Below are 17707 nucleotides of genomic sequence, written 5' to 3' on the forward strand. Positions count from 1 at the left end.
AGCGCTGGACTCATCCCGTGCAAAACTGGAATCTCACGCTATCGCAGCTGGCGATTCATTTTGAGGGACGATTGGATGGTCAATTGGCGCTTTGATTGATATCTGACACAGAATTTTGAACACCCTCATTGGCGAAGATGGCCGGCCCCTGATTCCAAGTTGCGAACCCGCTTTGCTCGTGCGATTACGCTACGCTAATCGCACCTACAAGAAGCAGTTTTAATCGGAGTTACGAGTTGTGAATTTACTCGTGACAGATGTTTTGTGACGGAGCCGTCCTTAGTTGGCAGGGACTTAGGGCATTCATGTCACCTGTCTTCGTTGATAAGAGTTGACCTCATGGGGCTCGACATTCAATGTTAGCCAAGAATATATTTTCTTCTTCAACTTCATCAAAACAAGAACTAATAAAGCTGGATGAAACTACTATTCTTGTAAATCCAGCTCTGCGTCGGTGTTTTAGATGTCTTTTTCATTACGAACACTATTCCACCGTCTTTAAAGTATGTTGACGTATACGCACCACATATTCCAAGTTCTGGCGAAATATCCTTTACGCCACTAACATCAAACTCAAATACGCGAAATTTTTGATGGCACCCGTCTTCACCATTAAGAAGTTTCAATACAAAAAAACGAACCCCGCCTGTTTCAGGATAGGAATAGGTTACATACCCAGTTTTGTATTTATCTTCACTAAAAATAACTTTACCTTTCTTGTCTGAAACGGTAACCTTCCTCTTCCCAGTAGGTAACTCTTTTACATCCCAGGTTATTTTTCCTGATACTGCTTCGATAGCCTCTTTGTTATAGTATGGTTTTTTCTGCTCTATCGGCTTTGTGGCAACGGGCGGTTTATTTAATCCCCCATCACTGTAAGTCCAAATTTTTTCACCTCCGCCTTTATGTATCTCTGGAACATTGAATGTTATCTTATTTCCTGAAACAGACGCTTTGATTAAGTCGCTACAAGTCCCAAACTCTTCTGATATTGTAACATTATCATCTAATGCCACATCGATTATTTTATACATCGCTGGACACGAATTTCCCCCATCAGATACAGCTATTACTATGAGTAATGAATCTGAAACAGAAAATGTTCCCGCGATCCATACAGAAGGATAGTCGTTCTCCACATATATGGCTTTGCTGCCCAGGAGAACCTGGGCTCCATGAGAAATCCCAATATTTTCATTGGCATTATCTTTTATAACTAAATGTCCCTTTTCGGTGACCGCATGTTTCTTTGCGGATGTAAAAATATCGGCATAAGAATTAGAGGATCCGAATAAAAGAACAAAAGAAAATATAACTATTCGCATCGTCTTCATTGAAAAATATGTCTCCTAATTACCTATGGTAGCGAGAATTACTTGAATGTCGAAGGATCAACATGTTTATCCATATGTCCCTGCAACCAGCAAGTAGCCCGGTTTAAACAACAACGTGGAATCCGGGATGTGCGGAGGTAATATTCCCGGATTGCGTTTCACTTCATCCGGGCTACTCGCTGCCTGGAATACAGGCGGTGATGATAAAAGGAAGCAACAATGCGGAGATAACAGAAGATACTGATTTTCCATATGAATTGTTCCTTGCGTAAGTAGTATTTGGGTATCACTATCCTGATCGCATCCTTGCCGGGTTAAACGCTGTCAGTAAGGCCATAGATCGGCGCTAACATTCGCCTTGCCACCTGACATACGATTTATCGACGCCTGATTGCTGTGTCTTTACAAAAAAAGGTTTTTTAGAAATATTTTAGGACGGTGCTGGAGGCGAGTGGACTTAAAACCGCTGCAAACCTATTTCGTCCGTGCGACTACGCTATGCTAATCTCATTTTCACGAAACGGTTCTAATCGGAGTTACGAGTTGAAGTGGTCCTGGTTTTTTTTTGAGCGGAATAATGTTGTTAGCCGATTAGCGACAGGATTTTTTAATGTTTTGCGCCAGACTGGCAAAGCGTAGGAAAAAATCACCAATGCTTTTGTTGCCGTTGGTGACAATTGCCACCGACACGCCAGTGCGGTGATCGGCATAGGCCAGCGAGGAAAAAATTCCCGGATGACCAAAGCAACCCTGGCTGCCCCACCAACCAAACAGGGACGGCGTTGTGCTGCCCAGCATAAAACCATGCCCCAGGCTGAGAAACGTTTTCACCGATTTGTTCCAACCGGAAATCTGCCGATGGGTGTAGCGATCAATCAAGCTGGCATCGATTAATTGTTCGCCTGAATGAGTTCGGCCGCGCTGCACTAAAAATTCATAAAACGCGGCGAGGTTGCTGGCGTCGGCGATCATGCCGAACGCGGGATTTTTCGCGCTGAAAACGGCCATGTCATTATTTTTGACTTCAAAGCCATCGGCAATGTTCATGTCGGCGACCATGCATTTGTTTTTGCCCAGCCAATAATTCCAGGCGATGTCTTCCAGTCGTTGCTCGGCAAGGCCGTAGTGCATTTGCCTTAATCCCAATGGCGAGAACAGGTTGTCGGTTGCAAATTCGGCAATGCTTTGCTGCGTGAGCACGAGACATAAGCGATCGAGGATAATACCGTATTCAATCGGCATGTAGGCAAACGTGCCGCGCGGATAATAGGGCGGGGTGCTAACAAGCTTTTGCCACAGCCGTTCTGCATCGCCGTTGAGGGTGAAATCATGAATCAAGTCCGGCATGATCAGGCCCGCCTGATGCGTCAGCACATCGGCAATGGTGATTTGTTCGCGGCCCAAACTGGCCAGCTCAGGCAAGTGGATACACAACGGGTCATCAAGTTTGAGCAGGCCGCGATTTTCCAGCAGTGCAATGACTATTGCCGCCATGGGCTTGCCACTGGAAAACACCGCGAACGGCGTGTGTTGCTCAACTTGCAACACATCACCGCCGCGTCCCCGCCAGCCACGCGCAGATCCGCAGGCGAGGTTGATGACGCATTTGCCATGGCGACGAATCACCAATTGACCACCGGGAAAACGTCCTTGCTGCTGTTGCTGTAAAAATTGCGCGGCGACTTTGTTTAGTCGTCGCTCATCCATGGCGACATCGCTGGCCGTGGCAGGGGAGTCGTAGGGAAATACGTTCATCATGCAGTGAACCTGATAGACAAAGACCAGCAATGATAGGGGGATACGTGATCAATGGTAAAGCGTAAAGCGTGGCGAAGAAAAAACAAAGCCCGTTTCTGGTTTGAAACGGGCTTTGTGGGTTAGGGCTGATCGCAGGGTTTAGGCGAAATGGCAGGCGACAAAATGGCCGGTATTGCCTTGTTGCGTCAGTTTGGGTTCCTGGTTGGCATCGCGGCAAATGGCGGGTTCGCCACGGGCGTGATACACCGGGCAGCGTGGCGCAAATCGACAGCCGCTGCTGGGGCGTGAAAAATCGAACACACCCCAGTTTTCGGATTGAGATTTTTCCACTTCCTTGTGGCTGCCATCGGACAATGACGACCAAAGAATCTGGGTGTAGGGATGCTTGGCCGATTTGGACACTTGTTCCGAACTGCCCAGCTCGACAATGCGTCCCAGGTACATAACCGCAATGCGATGGCTAACGATTTCCACCAGGTGCAAATCGTGCGAAATGAACAAATACGACAAGCCCAGTTTTTGCTGCAGATCCAGCATCAGGTTAACAACCTGGGCCTGGATCGAAACGTCCAGCGCACTGGTCGGTTCGTCGGCAACGATAAATTTGGGTTGAACTGCCAGAACACGGGCGATACCCACGCGGCGTTTCTCACCACCGGACAATTCGCCGGGATAGCTGGTCAATTTGCCTTTTTGCAAATTAACCATTTCCATCAGTTCTTTGACGCGAGAATCAATCTGCGCATCGTCCAACTGCGGATGATGAATTTTTACCGCTTCGCGCAATACGTCAATGACGCGGATGCGAGGATTCAGCGCCGCGTCCAGATCCTGAAATATCATTTGAATCTGGCTGCGGTATGGGCGAAATGCTTTTTCTGATAGCGAGGTGATGTCCTGGCCATCGTATATGATTTTGCCACTGTCGACGGAGTTCAGTTTGAGCAAAGCTTTGCCCGTGGTGGTCTTACCACAGCCGGATTCACCCACCAGTCCCAGCGTTTCATTTTCGTTGACGTGAAAGCTAATGCCGTCAATGGCAGGGATGGCGCTACTACCACTACCACCCAGCAGCGACGCTTTTTGCTTAAAGCTTTTTCTCAGTTCAGTGACTTCTAACAACGGGGAACTCATGCGTGCTCTGCCTCCGGTGTGTACAGCCAGCAGCGGCATTGATGCTCGGCGGCTACCTGGCTGAAATTTGGATTTTTCTGTGAACAGCGTGCCTCAACCGCAGGCGTTTTTGCATCACAGCGATCATAAAAACGGCAGCCCTGTGGGGTGTTAACTGCATCTGGCACCTCACCGCGAATACTCGGCAGGCGACCAGTACGCGTCACATTGCTGCGGCTGGGGACCGATCCCAACAGCGAGCGGGTGTAGGGATGTCTTTTGGAAAAGCTTTCACCGAGGATTTCATCGGCCTTGCCGTGTTCAATAACATTGCCGGCATACATGACAGCAATTTTGTCAGACAGGCGCGAAATGACGCTGATGTCGTGACTGATGATCACCAGGGTAAGTTGCAGTGATTCCTTGAGTTCAAACAACAGATCGACGATCTTGGACTGAATGGTTGCATCCAATCCGGTAGTGGGTTCATCGGCGATCAACAGCGAAGGCTGCGAGGCCAGGGCCATCGCCACCATGGCGCGCTGACACATCCCGCCGGACATACCGTAGGGATAGTTTTCATAGCGCAATTTTGGCGAGTCAATCTTCACTTTTTCCAGCCAATAGTATGCCTTTTCCTTGGCTTCTTTTTTGTTGGTGATGTTAGTGTGCAACATGATCGATTCCCTGATCTGATCACCAACCGTTTGGAACGGATTGAACGCCTGTCTGGGATTTTGGAAAATCATGGCGATTTCCTTGCTCCAGATGTCGCGCATGATGTGTCTGGTCTTTTTTTGCCAGGATTGCAGGTCTTTTTTCACCTGGACAATTTGACCGTTTTCATGCGTTAACTGAACATGGGAGTTCAAATCCGGGAACAAGCTGATGGCACCATTGCGCGAATGGAATTCACACGAGCCGGAAACCACGCCAGGGCCAACATTTAACAAGCCCATGGAAGATAACATGGTAATACTTTTACCGCTGCCACTTTCACCAACAATGCCCAGAGTTTCACCGCGCATGATGTCCAGCGAAACGCCATTGCACGCGTGAACAAATCCCTGACGCGATGGGGAATGGAAATAAGTGTGCAGATCCTTGATGATTAAATGTGGGTTGGAACTCATTGCTTCTCCTCCAACACTTTATTTAAACCATCAGCTAATAAATAGAAGCCGAGGATGGTGAACAAAATAGCCAGTGCCGGTGCGGTGGAAGGCCATAGATGACCTTGCATCAGGTAGTTTGCACCTGCCTGCACCATGTTGCCCCAGGAGGGGATGGGTTCCTGCACACCAAATCCAAGATAGCTCAGACTGGTTTCGATCAGAATGGCCTCAGCCATACACAAGCTGGCCTGAATGATCAGAATCGAACGACAGTTATGCCAGAGTATGTGTTTAAAGATAATGGTTGGCTTTGGCAAACCGATGGCAATGGCTGACTCGATGAAGTTTTTTTGTTTCAAATAGATGATTTTGTTTTTTATCTGCAGTGCCACGACCGGTGCTGCAGTAACGCCTACCACAAACATGATGTAGTACACATCAGGTTTGAACAGGGCAACCACCAGAAGAATCAAAACCATGCGAGGAATGGAATCCAGCAGGTTGTTGATGTAGGTTGCAGCACGGTCAACTTTCCCACCTTCATAACCGGCCAGCACGCCAAGGAATGTGCCCAGTGACAGCGCGATAACAATCGCCATCAGTCCCGGTATAAAATAGGCCTGTATTCCCAACACCAGACGTGAAAACAAGTCACGTCCCATGAAATCTGTGCCCAATAAATGACCGGCAACAAAGGGGTCGGCCATCATCAAGTCGAGATTCATTTCATCGGGGTCATGCGGCAGCCAGGAGAAAGCTCCGGCCAGGTATGACAATAGCACCAGTAACACAACCAGAGAGCCATAGCCGATATACAACAGATCACGCGTACTCGCTTTTTTAAAAAAAGATCGGCTCTTCGCGTTGGTTTGTGACAACGGTTTATGCAGATACTTAGTTTTCATAACTTATTTATTTTCCTGTGAGGCACGCGGATTGATGAGGATATAAATAACGCGTTGCAATAAGCTTCCACCACGGACAATCAATGCTGCGACCAGGGTGATGCAAAGAATGACTGGAAAATCCCGGTCTTGAGCTGCTTGCCAAGCCATGCGGCCAACACCTTGCCAGTTGAAAATTTGCTCAACAATGATTGCACCTCCCAGGAAGAAGGGGATTTTGCTGGCCACAATTTCAGAGACAGGCAATACCAGGGCTTCCTTGTAGGCATGTAGCCACACCGATGCACCTTTGGCGCGAGCAGTGCGGATATATTCCTCATCCATCACCCTGGCTACTTCCATTCTCACGAAGCGGATGATTTCACTGATGAGACCGGAACCCAACCCAAGAACCACGACAGGGAAGAAAAACTTCAGCCAATCAATGCCACCGGAATCTGAAAACGATGAAGAAAGTGGAAAATACTCAAAATATTTTGTTGAAATGTACACCGCAATATAACCCAGCCAAAAGACAGGTAGCGATGACATAACGTAGGCAACCAATGTTGAAGCCGATGAAAAAACCGAAGCATTGCGCAGCGCATTGATAATTCCGATGGGTAGTGCAATCGCCAGAGTGATCAGTATGGCAAAAAACATCAGGTTGAGTGTGTTAAGTGTTACCTGCAATACGGCGGGCAATACAGGCTCACCCGAGCGTATGGAGGTTCCAAAGTCACCAGTGATGATGCTGGATAGCCAATGAAGATAGTGCGTTACCCAGACGGATTTTTCGCCAGTACTTTCCGCAGCATCAGTGCCTAAGGTTTCGCCAGATGAGAAACTTGAAAAAGGATCCCCTGGCGAGAAATACAACAAGGTATACACAAGAACGCTGACGCCGAACAACAGCGCAAGCGTCATGGAGAGTTCCTTGCTTAGAGCGAGAACCACTTTCGTGGTCCTCGCTTTCATCACGTTGAGTTTAACGTTGCTATTATCCACAGCTATTTCCTATCGTAGGGTCGTATTTATACAGCCCAGCTTATGGCTGAGTGGACAAGAACCACTGGTCAGCATACGAGAAGAACTTGTACGGGTGGATAGAAACCTTACGTACGTCTTTGTGGTATGCCGCATAATTGGTCAGAGTCCACAGATAGGTGTAGGGTGCTTCGTCCGCCAGTATGGAGTGCAGCTTGCGGTAGATGCTGCGACGTTTTTCGTGATCCATCGTCAGCTTGCTTTCTACAATCAGACTGTCGACCTTGTCATCTTTGAACGCGCCAAAGTTGTTTTTCCAATCACCAATTTCAGCAGAGTGGAACAGTGATGAAATGTCAGCGGAATCGTCAAATACCCAAGAAGCAAATACGATGTCGAAGTCGTGATTCAGGAATACGGCTTCTTTCCATGCTTGCCATTCCAGGAATTCAACTTTGACACCCACATCGACTTTCTTCAGATAATTGGTGAAGGCCAATACAACGCGTTTTACAGCTTCACTTTCCTTGGCAATTGGCACGCGCAGTGTCAGCTCCAGCGGTTTGCCATCTTTTTCCAGGTAACCACTTGGGCCTTTAACGAAGCCAGCTTCGGCCAACAGTTCTTTGGCTTTGTTGACATCGTATTTTTGTGGTTTGACATCCAGATTGTATGCCCAGCTGCCTGGAGCAAACGGACCAGAAATAACGGTACCCTGGTTGTTGAAGAATGACTTCAGCATTTCTTCGCGGTTAATGGCAACAGTGAAGGCTTGACGGACGCGCTTGTCAGCCAGCAATGGGTTGCGCATGTTGTAGCCAAAGAATGAATACGACAGTGCATTATAAGGCTGCAATACAAACCGTTTGTCACCTTGCAATTCGGGAATGTGGCGTGGGTTGACCAAAACCACCATGTCGATTGCGTTGAAGGTGAGTGCCTGGTTCATGATGTTCTGGTCAGCAAAAGGCTTGGCTACGAACCGGGAAATTTTTGGTGCGCCACGGAAGTATTTTGGATTGGCGACCATCACTACTTCTTTGTCGTTACCTACTTTTTCCAGCATATAGGGGCCGGTACCGATCGGGTTTTGGGCAAAACTATCTTCGCGGCTCAGGAATACAGGATTGGCTGGGCCGTGGCGAGGAATGATTTTAAAGGTGAATTTACCCAGAGCGTTCAGGATGGGGCGCTTCAGGATAAACTTAACCGTGAAATCGTCCACTTTTTCGACATTGTCGATAAATTCATAACGTACTTTCAGCGGAGTTAATGTTTTCGGATGCATCATGATTTTGTAGGTGAATACTATGTCATCTGCAGTCATGAGCTGCTGTTCTTCACCCGTCTTGGGATGCCAATAAACATCTTTTCTCAGGAAAAATGTATACTGTTTACCTTCGGCATCAGAGTCCCATTTTTCGGCCAACTCAGGCACGATTTCCTGTTTTTCGTTGATACCAACCAGGCCGTTGAACAGTAGCTCGGATATGCGCATCGATACCATGTCATTACTGGTGATCGGATCCAACGTTGCTGCTCGTCCGTATTCGCCATAGCTTAGGGTATTGTCCTTGCCAGCCAGGGCAGGGGCAGAAGCCAGTGCCGCGGTTAGCAATAAAACAATTGGATTTAACGTTGTGAGTTTCATGTAATTTTCTCCGTTACACCAAATTCAAATTAAAAGATTTTAACGTCACCAGCGCTTTTCTGCTGGATAGAGTAGATGCTTTGCACAGCTTCCTGTATCTGGCGTACAGCGGGAAACTGCTGACTCATTTCAAAATATATTTCCAAATGCTCCCAGTAAGCCTTACTTTTTCTATTTACTTCTGCCAAATCTGCTAACAAGATCGGGTCGTTTTGACCAATCTTGTTTTTATTGCTTTTATCCCGCGCCAATTCAAGCAGTGCGACGGCAACGCCCAAGTCATTATTGCTCAGGTGGAGTCTGCCTATGGCTGCATACAAAGGCGAATAGGCTCTGGTCAGGGCCAGCTTGGTGACGTCCATATCGTCTATGATGCTCTTGCAATTGTCGGAAACGGCCATGCAGGTTGATACTATTTCTGCACCCAACAAGGGATCAGAAATAGAGTTCATGCTCTCTTTCCAAGAGGCAAGCACTTCCTTTTGTTTTCCTTCACTGACCTTCAATGCGGCTATCTTAACTGCCCATACACCTTTTAACGCGGGTGGCAGGTTGGCCGAATTGACCTTGGCTGACCAGGTTTTTGCCAGTTTTTGGTCGCGACTCATAATTCCAATGTCAGTCAAATGGAAGGCAGCAATCGTTGCATATTTTCCATTATTGGCTGCCATACCGAGATAGTGAATGCTGGCAACTTTGAATACCTCTGCAATGTTGCCAATCAAATCTGGTGAGTAAAATGTGATGGTGCGCTCTGGGTTGCTTGAGTCAGTCCCTGCTGGAGAGGTTACTTTCTCAGACAATGCCAACTGAATTGCTTCATTTGTTTTACCCTGGACCAAATACAGGTAAATAAGATTGGATACGAGTCTTCCCTGATGCTTGGCATCGCTGCTGTTCTTTTGCAGTGCAGCAGCGAACTTTGTTGTGTCTACTGTCTTCAGCAGGCCAAGGCGATGTTTAAAAACGGCCAGGGTGGATTCAGCCTCTACCGATGTAATTTTGGCATTTTTCCAGACTTTGTTACCGCCATCGGCATTTTTACTTTTATGCAGTGCATAGCCAAGAAAGACAGCACTCATTTCCTGATCTATCGTCGGAATCTTTTTCTGTTTGTTGAATGATTCCAGCGATGATTTGGCTTTGTCGAATTTTCCTTCCAGTAAGTCCAGTTCGGCCAGGTATAGCTCGGCCATGGAGCTTGCTTTCTTGCCGTTGGTCTTTTTGTTCATTTCCGTGAGGTACTCGCGATCTGTCGCCAGTGCCTCCGTGTAGAAATCGCTGTACAGCAAGTAAAGTTTTTTCAAACTCATGCCCAAGGTGAGGGCAGCGGTGGACTGTCTGTCTGCTGTTTCTTTATTGATAAGTGGCAGCAGAGTGACTGAAGCATCGCTGTAGAGCTTTTTTTCGTAGCTTTGCATGGCGGATTTTAATGCGTCTTCCGCGCTGGCTTGAAGTGGCCACCCAGCGACGGATGCGACAACCAAGGCAATTGGTAATAATTTCATAGTTGTTCCTCTGGTGAAGGGTTGGTATCACCTTTTTCCGGAATGGTGCTGATGAATATTTGATCCCATTGATCTACCTGTGCTCGAAATGCAATTACTTGTTTGCTGCTAATGTTGATGTCTGAGTTCATTTTGGTATTGGTTTGCAGTCGAGAGACTGTTTTGCTTCTGATGTTTACCACTTCGATGGGATTAAACTCATCCTTATCGTTACGAACGTAGACAAGATGCTGACTGTCAGGCATCCATGCAGGTCCGCGGTTCAAGTCGGGAATGACATTTTCAGCAATCACGTAGGATGAAAGCTGGCTTTCATCACTATAGGGGCCGGCTTTGGCATCAATAACCATCAGCGCCCATTTTTTGGTATCGCCTTCCTGATTGTAGTTGGAATAAAAAGCGATTTTTGAACCGTCAGGTGACCATACCGGACGCAAATCATCATATCCCCAGGTGACCAAGTGAGTAGAGGTAATGCTGCCATCGGCCCCAGGAATGGTGGAGACAATGTAAATGTCATGATTTTCGTTTGTGCCGTAGATGACCGCCAATGCGGTTCCATTTGGCGACCATTCCGGGTACAGATAGGAGTCTGTTCCTGTGGTTAAGGATGAAACCTGTTGGCTGGTTATATCGTGTAGATAGATGCCGGCACTGCCTTGTCGACCTGAGATGAACGCAATTTCGTTGCCTTTTGGCGACCAAACCGCATGACCGTCCTTTTCAGGATCATCGGTGATGCGCTTGGATTCGGTTTGACTCATGCTGCTGGCATATATGTCGTAGTTGCTGTCTTCACCATTGCTCATGTAGACAAAATTATTGCTATCCGGAGCCCATGAGATGCTGGCGCTATAGCGTATTTTGTCCACAAATCCTGGTAGCAACAGACTCAAATCCACATCGCTTTCATCTGCTGATTCATTCTCAAACTTGACGGTCTTCACCGGATTTCCGTCTTTGCTCAAAATCTGGATTTCACGGTTTTTCTCGTCGTGACGTTCAATGGCAAGCAACTCTCCATTGGGACTCCAGGTGGGATTGGAGTGGTTGAAATCGATTGCTTCGTCATTAATCATGATAGTTTCAGCAATGATGGGCTCACCATCTACTTCCCAGCTAGGAACTGACGGTGCTGAAGTATTCTCTGGTGCTTGTACATTGGCTGCAACAGTGTCTATCGATTGTCGTGATGATTGAGGAGCCTGCGTTGCACTCGGCAACGCAGGAGTCTCTGCCGTATCTGCTGTAGTGTGGTTAACTGGAACCACACCACAGCCTTGCACGGCTAATGTCATCAACGTTAAGTACGTCAAGTTACGCATTCATGAGGTCCTTCAGCTTATTGCGCTTTCAATTGCTCCATGAACCGCTCTGCGGACTGACGACTAACTACATATTGCTGTTTGTTCTGAAGTGATTCAGGGAAAAAGTCCATGTAGTCACGCCAGGCCAGCTCTGTTTTGTTCAGCAGGGCTGCATTGTTCGTCAGCTGATAGAGTTTGTGATAAGACAAGGCAATGTAGTAGTACGTATCGTGGATGGCCTCATCGTAATGCTCGCTGGGGAAGAAGCGGGCATTTTCTCTGGCTTTATCCAGGATTTGAATTGCTTTGCTCAAGTTGGTTGCAGCCTCTTTTTTGTCGGTATGCAACACGCTATCGGCTTTGACATGGTATGCGTGGCCAATGTTGGTGTAGGCAACTGCATATTGTTTAAACACCAGCTCACGAATTTCTGGAATGGCCAAGACTTTTTCGAACTCTGCAACCGCATTGGTTGGGTCGTTTTTGGTGTCCAGATAAACATTACCCAATGTCAAATGGATATCCGCGTAATCTGGATGATCCTTGGGGGCTTGGCTGAACAGGTTGATGGCGCCATCGACATCATTTCTTGTCAATGCCTGCTGTCCCTGTTTCAGAAAATCAGGATAGAGCTTGATGACGTTTTCACCCGTCCAATTAACTTCATCAGTGGAAAACTCAAACACCTCTTCCCAGTCACGGTAATTGCCGCCCGCAGATATGCGAATGGTGTGGAAACCGCTGGATACAGGAACCTCATCCAGCATCGGCGTGGTGCCCACGTTAACTTCATCCACAAACACTGCTGCTCCAGAGGGTGTGCTGTCTACCTTCAGCAATGCGTTGTAGGAGTCCAGGGTGAATTCTTTCAACTCACCGCTGGTTTTAACTTCCAGAGCAACGTTGGTTTGTGAAAACCCATGCTTGTACAGTGAAAGGGCATATTTCTTTTTCAGAATCAGTGAAATCTTTGTTTTACCTGACTCGTTGGTAGTACCAATCCATTTTCCATCCAGATAAACGTTTACCCCGCCAACTGGTTTAATTTCACCACGTGTTTCGCTCTTGATCAAAACTGTCGCAAATTGTTGTCCTTCGCTACTCAATGAGTTCTTACGAACGACTTTGGCACCTGCCTCCAGGGTTGCGCCTTGATCTAATTGCTCAAGAGATGTGGTGGATTCCTTGTTTTTAGCGCTTACGACTTTCAGAGTCCCAACTTCTTTGAAAGATTTTATTTTTCCTTTGTTATCAAAGGAAGGAATCATGGCAGTAAACTGATCGCCACGGTTAACATAGAAGTTATCGTTACCCATGTTGATCATGTAATCTTTGTCGTCTTTGGCGACCAACATGCCGGAGAATGGGTAGCTTTGTTCCAGTGTTACGCCAATTTCTTTGGCAGCGCGGTCGATTTTGCCGCTGTTGGATGCAGTTGCAATTTGGCTAAACAATACACCACCATCCGCAGAGTAGAAGTTAACCTCGGTGGTGAAATTGCCTTTCATATCCTTGCTGACGCTACCAAAAACCAAGACATCAACCAGTTTGCGTAACTCAGTTTTTGCCCAGCCTTTTTCTTTCACTTTATCTGGTGAAAGTTTGGATTTTTTGAAAACTGTCATCATCTTGTCATTGTCGACGATGGTAAATCCCGCTCTGGATTTAATCTGGCTTTCAAAGGCGGTTTGGAATTTTGCAGGAATGTCACCGATGTCTTCACCAGCGGTATTGCTCGCAAATCTGAAAAATGCGACTCGAACTGGTTCGGATGACTTGGAATAGAAATAGCGGCTAACCTGAACAGAGCCTTCCAGGTCGACTTTCTGGCTGAATTTTGCTGGCAAGTAGCCCGGTGCCAGTATTTCCAGTGTACCTTTTTGGCCTTTGGTTCCCTTGCGGTTCAGGCGGACTTCACCTTTTTTGTCAGTGGTGCCAATCGCTTTACCATCCAGCAATACTTTCAAACCGGACAAATTAATGGTGTCACCGTAGGCTTCGCTCAGTGCAGTGACCCGCATTGACAGCAGCATTGGGATGTCAGCGGTAATTTCATCACCAGGAGAAACTTCGACCTTTTGTTGCCATGGAGCATGGCCAAATTTACTGACTTTTAACTCAAGTGTCTGTTTATCTGATGAGGCCAAATCGTGTTTCAGTGAGCCAGATTCATCCGATTTGCCAATGGTATCGTTGCCCAAAATGACGTCCGCATCTTTAATCAAGGCGTCACCATCAGTAACTTTGATGGTAAAGAAAGGTACGGCCTTGATGCTGGCGGCAAACCGCATTTCATTCGGAGCGTCTTCACCGAATACTGCGCTGCTTTGCCAGGGTGCTGATGTGTGCCCAGGCATTTCTTTTTCTACTTTGACTTCAACCGTGGTCATACGATTGATCATCAACTTGGTTGTGTAGCTACCCGTGGCATCTGTCACACCCATTTCCTTACCATCAATGATGACTTTGGCGTCTGCGGCATTCACACCGTTGACTTGAGTGTTAACGTGCACGACAACTTCTTCAGGCCCGGACGAGCAGGCCTGTAGAAGTATCACCAATAGAGCCGACAAAACGAGTTTAATAAACGAGGCGTGCATAGAGGTTGCTCCCTAATAGAACTATACCGATCTGATGGTCAATTCGTTACATGCTTGGAGGCTGAATGTTGACTTCGCCTGGGTTGACGATTTTGTCCGAGTCAGATTTATTGCTTTGAATGGTCTTGCTTTGACTGGTTTTGATTTTGCGCAGGAAAAGCTCGACTTTCGTGGTACCAAATTTACCCACCTCGATAGTCTGGGTGGTGGTGCTGTAGCCAATGCGCTGTGTTTCTACTTTGTAAATGCCTGGCAGGACTTTGTCCTTTTCAGAGATAAACTCGCCTTTTTCATTCGTTTTCACCGAGTGCGACGCCTGCTCCAAAGGGGCGGTGGTGTTGATCATATTCACCACAATGTTGTCAGGTGCTTCGCTGGTAATGGGCATGGAATCAGCATCAACCAGCTTCACCACACCGCCAATTTTGGCCGAACAGCCTGTCATCAGAATTACTGAAAGAACTATCCCCGTTTTGAAAATGCCATTCATAGTCGCCTCGCTTGTGTTGCCTATAGATCGAAAGGTTGGAAATTGGTAACGGAATTGGTTAGCACTGTCTGTGCCCGTTTTTGTTCCCCGCAATTTTTAATTTTTTCTGCTCACTACCTGGTTCGTCGTCACCGATCAATAAAGACGGCCGCACTCTGAGTATGGCAAAAACCTCACTGGTTAGCGTCATGATGGTTGTGACCTTTAGCCAAGAAGGGCACTAATTTTCAGCAACATAGCCATAATTTGATCCGAGTCCTGATGCATCGGGAACACGATCACATTCCAGCGATGGATGTTTTCAAGTCTAGCTGCGGTTTTGCGCAGTAGTGGGCACCAAATTGGGATGAGATTGGGGGGGCGGTTAGGGGGATGTGTCGTTTTTACCTTGAAATTGTCAGTCAAGATTTTGCATCGCTTGCCGGCGACTATGTACTGTTTAAATAATAAACAGTGGTCAATTTGGTAAAGCAAATGTCGCTTGGTGGCTAAAACCCGAATACTGGTAGTTTTTCGCCATCAATCTTGCTGGCGAGGCGTGATACGTGTTTGTGATGAACGACACAAGTGCCGAGTTTTATTCTGTTGGGTGTCAATCTTTGGTTTGGCATAGCCCGAATGGGCAGGATTGCGTGAGTAAGACAGCAGTGACATCATACGCTCCCGCTGTTTACGGGATGGTGATACTTGAATGATGGGTAAGGTGCGGTTTATGAGTCGATTGAGTGACGCAGCAAATGCAATGGGTGATTCGGTCGAACAAGGTATCAATGCTGTTGCTGAGGTGGTGTCAGACATTTTTGAAACGCTGGGCAATGTTGTTGAAGACAAGGCGGATTCATGGTTCGCGCGCGTTTCGGTGGTTGGTCCGGTGCTGAATTGGCTGGCGGGTTTGGTGTCCGACAGTTGTGACGTGATCGCTGCCGTTGTCAAAGGGGCATTGGGAATTGTTGGTGGCGCAATTTCCGGCGTGATCAAAAACATTGGCGGCATTGTTGGTATAGATCGGGCGCTGATCTTGCGCGGCTGGATTGATGTTGTTTCATCGATTGCCGGTGCGTTCATCATTATTGGCGGCAAGCTGCTTGCCCTGCTGCAATCGGCGACCTTGTTCGAAAACAGAGAGCGCAAACTGACTGACGACGAAATCAAATTACTGCGCCGTGTGTTTCACTCGTCACTGGCGTACTACAGCATTCGTCTGGTGCAGGGCAAGGCGGGCTTGTTTGGATTAAATCCTCGGCCATTTGCGCTGGGAAATACCATTTATCTGAAAAACCGCGATGTCAGCCACGAGCCAGCATTGCTGGTGCATGAGTGCACTCACGTTTGGCAATACCAGCATTGCGGCGCGAGATATGCCAGCGACGCCATCGGTGCTCAATGGTTTATCGAAGACGCCTACAACTGGGAAAAAGAAGTGCTGCGTGGCAAGGAACACTGGACACAGTTCAATCGCGAAGCCCAGGCACAATTTCTCGAACAACTGTTTATCAAGGGACAGCGTTTTACAGGGCAAAAATTGCTCGCATCAGGCAAGGGTGCATTTTATGACGCCGATGGCGTGGCCAGCACTGGCCGGTTTATTGTTGCAGGCGTGGATCACACTGCACGCGCCATTGATGCGTTGGCAGAAATTCGCGATGAGGCATCGCAGCGTTTATCGGCGCATGTTGCCAGCTCTGCCACCAACTCCGTAATGCCATCCTAAAGACGAACCGGCGCGCGGGAGGTGGTGATTACCATCTCCCATCTGTCCCGTTTGGCGTCATCTTCCCCGCGTTTTGTTATTTCCCCACCTTTGGTATAGTCGAAGCTCCCCCTTGCCCAAACAAGGACGTTTGCGGATCGTGAGGGCCGGCTGCCACTGACAGGAGGTTGGATCGTGCCAGCACTCTGTCCATACATCGCGAGCGCCAGTCAAACAGTCGTCGCGCAGTCATAACGGGTTATTTCCAGCGGGGGGAACAATATGTGGAGCCTCATCAAATTCATACTGCTGCTCTGGCTGTGCGGCTGGATTGCCCATGCCACCGGCAGCACTGTACTGACCGTCATTGCCTTCATCATCGGCGCCATCACGCTGGCGCCTCCCGCGTCCGGCAAACTCAGCCAACCAAAATCATGCCCCAGCCTGCTTGGCGTGGTGCTGGCGGTGATCGGCGTCAGTTGGCTGCTGGGGGGAGGTGGGGATGAGTAGCGCTACGGGAGCGCGGGATCGCTGGGTGTTCGGGGTGAATTCAACGATGTTAGCGTCACCAACAACAGGGACTTTGGCTTGAAAAAGGAGATCACTAATGGCTGATGCCAGTCAGTTGCTTTTTAGCGAAGTAAGGCAGCTTATTGACGCTGCGAAACAGCGTGCAGCCGCCGCGGTAAATAGGGAATTGATGGGGGATAGGCCAACGGCTGGATCATGAAATCCTGCAGGGTGAACGTGCAGATTATGGCAAACAGGTGGTCACCTCCCTGTCGGCACGCCTGACTGAAATGTATGGCAGAGGATGGAGCAAGCGGCAGCTCCACTATTGTCTGCAATTTGCGCAATATTTTCCTGACGAGCAAATTGTGCACGCACTGAGTGCACAATTGAGTTGGACGCACCTGCGGCAGATTATTGCGCTGGATGATCCCCTGAGGCGCGAATATTACGTGGAAATGTGTCGCCTGGAACGTTGGTCAACCCGTCAGTTGCAGGATCGTATCGAATCTCAACTCTTTGAGCGTTTGGTTGCCATAGAGCTGAAAACGGGTCATTTAAAAGCGGAGCACAAAGGCCAGATGGAACTTTATCTACGCTGGCTTGCCAAGAATGAACAAGAGGAAGGTGAAGCTGTAGTGGTCTAATAAAACCGGACACCATTTTAGGTGGTAAAATTGCCACCCTGAACGAGGTGTTCCATGAAAAAACAGCGTCGAACCTTTACGACAGAATTTAAGCATGATGCCGCTGCCCTGGT

The 17707-nt window shown here is 47.9% G+C and carries 14 protein-coding genes; 3 read left to right on the forward strand and 11 right to left on the reverse strand.

Annotation, left to right across the window (positions count from 1 at the left end; genetic code table 11):
- Nucleotides 1–404: 404 nt before the first annotated feature.
- The 11 genes from OEW58_12240 to OEW58_12290 all read right to left on the reverse strand — a co-directional run bounded on the left by OEW58_12240 (nucleotide 405) and on the right by OEW58_12290 (nucleotide 14747).
- Complete coding sequence (locus tag OEW58_12240) at nucleotides 405–1334, reverse strand: hypothetical protein (GenBank protein MDH5302121.1); 930 nt, start codon at nucleotides 1332–1334, stop codon at nucleotides 405–407.
- A gap of 591 nt (nucleotides 1335–1925) precedes the next feature.
- On the reverse strand, nucleotides 1926–3092 hold the full coding sequence (locus tag OEW58_12245; protein ID MDH5302122.1) for a beta-lactamase family protein: 1167 nt from the start codon (nucleotides 3090–3092) through the stop codon (nucleotides 1926–1928).
- Between the two features lie 138 nt (nucleotides 3093–3230).
- Entirely contained in the window at nucleotides 3231–4226 is a 996-nt protein-coding gene (locus tag OEW58_12250) for an ABC transporter ATP-binding protein (protein ID MDH5302123.1), read from the reverse strand.
- The gene (locus tag OEW58_12255; GenBank protein ID MDH5302124.1) at nucleotides 4223–5338 is read right to left on the reverse strand and encodes an ABC transporter ATP-binding protein; all 1116 of its coding nucleotides are present in this window, start codon (nucleotides 5336–5338) and stop codon (nucleotides 4223–4225) included. Before OEW58_12255 ends, OEW58_12250 begins: the two co-directional genes overlap by 4 nt.
- On the reverse strand, nucleotides 5335–6225 hold the full coding sequence (locus tag OEW58_12260) for an ABC transporter permease (GenBank protein ID MDH5302125.1): 891 nt from the start codon (nucleotides 6223–6225) through the stop codon (nucleotides 5335–5337). The genes OEW58_12255 and OEW58_12260 overlap by 4 nt, the downstream gene beginning before the upstream one ends.
- A gap of 3 nt (nucleotides 6226–6228) precedes the next feature.
- Nucleotides 6229–7212, reverse strand: coding sequence for an ABC transporter permease (locus OEW58_12265; GenBank protein ID MDH5302126.1), 984 nt, complete (start codon nucleotides 7210–7212; stop codon nucleotides 6229–6231).
- Nucleotides 7213–7252: 40 nt separating this feature from the next.
- Nucleotides 7253–8842, reverse strand: a complete 1590-nt coding sequence (locus OEW58_12270; protein MDH5302127.1) for an ABC transporter substrate-binding protein — start codon at nucleotides 8840–8842, stop codon at nucleotides 7253–7255.
- A 29-nt stretch (nucleotides 8843–8871) separates the two neighbouring features.
- A complete protein-coding gene (locus OEW58_12275) occupies nucleotides 8872–10350 on the reverse strand; it encodes a hypothetical protein (GenBank protein MDH5302128.1) in 1479 nt (492 codons plus the stop codon).
- Nucleotides 10347–11675 (reverse strand): DPP IV N-terminal domain-containing protein, encoded by a 1329-nt coding sequence (locus OEW58_12280; protein MDH5302129.1) that lies wholly within the window; start codon nucleotides 11673–11675, stop codon nucleotides 10347–10349. Before OEW58_12280 ends, OEW58_12275 begins: the two co-directional genes overlap by 4 nt.
- A gap of 17 nt (nucleotides 11676–11692) precedes the next feature.
- Nucleotides 11693–14170 (reverse strand): PEGA domain-containing protein, encoded by a 2478-nt coding sequence (locus OEW58_12285; GenBank protein ID MDH5302130.1) that lies wholly within the window; start codon nucleotides 14168–14170, stop codon nucleotides 11693–11695.
- Nucleotides 14171–14303: 133 nt separating this feature from the next.
- The gene (locus OEW58_12290; GenBank protein MDH5302131.1) at nucleotides 14304–14747 is read right to left on the reverse strand and encodes a hypothetical protein; all 444 of its coding nucleotides are present in this window, start codon (nucleotides 14745–14747) and stop codon (nucleotides 14304–14306) included.
- Between the two features lie 712 nt (nucleotides 14748–15459).
- Here OEW58_12290 and OEW58_12295 point away from each other — a divergent pair.
- The 3 genes from OEW58_12295 to OEW58_12305 all read left to right on the forward strand — a co-directional run bounded on the left by OEW58_12295 (nucleotide 15460) and on the right by OEW58_12305 (nucleotide 17594).
- Nucleotides 15460–16458 carry a hypothetical protein gene (locus OEW58_12295; GenBank protein ID MDH5302132.1) on the forward strand — a complete coding sequence of 333 codons (999 nt, stop codon included), beginning with the start codon at nucleotides 15460–15462 and terminating at the stop codon, nucleotides 16456–16458.
- Nucleotides 16459–16719: 261 nt separating this feature from the next.
- Nucleotides 16720–16947, forward strand: coding sequence for a hypothetical protein (locus OEW58_12300; GenBank protein MDH5302133.1), 228 nt, complete (start codon nucleotides 16720–16722; stop codon nucleotides 16945–16947).
- Nucleotides 16948–17204: 257 nt separating this feature from the next.
- Nucleotides 17205–17594: a DUF1016 N-terminal domain-containing protein gene (locus tag OEW58_12305; protein ID MDH5302134.1), complete on the forward strand. Its 390-nt coding sequence runs from the start codon at nucleotides 17205–17207 to the stop codon at nucleotides 17592–17594.
- The last annotated feature ends 113 nt before the right edge of the window (nucleotides 17595–17707 follow it).

The sequence above is a fragment of the Gammaproteobacteria bacterium genome, assembly GCA_029884425.1.
GTDB lineage: Bacteria > Pseudomonadota > Gammaproteobacteria > S012-40 > S012-40 > JAOUHV01.

Excerpts from the sequence above, each read along its gene's own strand:
- OEW58_12250 (MDH5302123.1), bottom strand. The coding sequence starts at position 4,226 with ATGAGTTCCCCGTTGTTAGAAGTCACTGAACTGAGAAAAAGCTTTAAG.
- OEW58_12240 (MDH5302121.1), bottom strand. The coding sequence starts at position 1,334 with ATGAAGACGATGCGAATAGTTATATTTTCTTTTGTTCTTTTATTCGGA.
- OEW58_12295 (MDH5302132.1), top strand. The coding sequence starts at position 15,460 with ATGAGTCGATTGAGTGACGCAGCAAATGCAATGGGTGATTCGGTCGAA.
- OEW58_12245 (MDH5302122.1), bottom strand. The coding sequence starts at position 3,092 with ATGATGAACGTATTTCCCTACGACTCCCCTGCCACGGCCAGCGATGTC.
- OEW58_12255 (MDH5302124.1), bottom strand. The coding sequence starts at position 5,338 with ATGAGTTCCAACCCACATTTAATCATCAAGGATCTGCACACTTATTTC.
- OEW58_12275 (MDH5302128.1), bottom strand. The coding sequence starts at position 10,350 with ATGAAATTATTACCAATTGCCTTGGTTGTCGCATCCGTCGCTGGGTGG.
- OEW58_12280 (MDH5302129.1), bottom strand. The coding sequence starts at position 11,675 with ATGCGTAACTTGACGTACTTAACGTTGATGACATTAGCCGTGCAAGGC.
- OEW58_12290 (MDH5302131.1), bottom strand. The coding sequence starts at position 14,747 with ATGAATGGCATTTTCAAAACGGGGATAGTTCTTTCAGTAATTCTGATG.
- OEW58_12270 (MDH5302127.1), bottom strand. The coding sequence starts at position 8,842 with ATGAAACTCACAACGTTAAATCCAATTGTTTTATTGCTAACCGCGGCA.
- OEW58_12300 (MDH5302133.1), top strand. The coding sequence starts at position 16,720 with ATGTGGAGCCTCATCAAATTCATACTGCTGCTCTGGCTGTGCGGCTGG.
- OEW58_12260 (MDH5302125.1), bottom strand. The coding sequence starts at position 6,225 with ATGAAAACTAAGTATCTGCATAAACCGTTGTCACAAACCAACGCGAAG.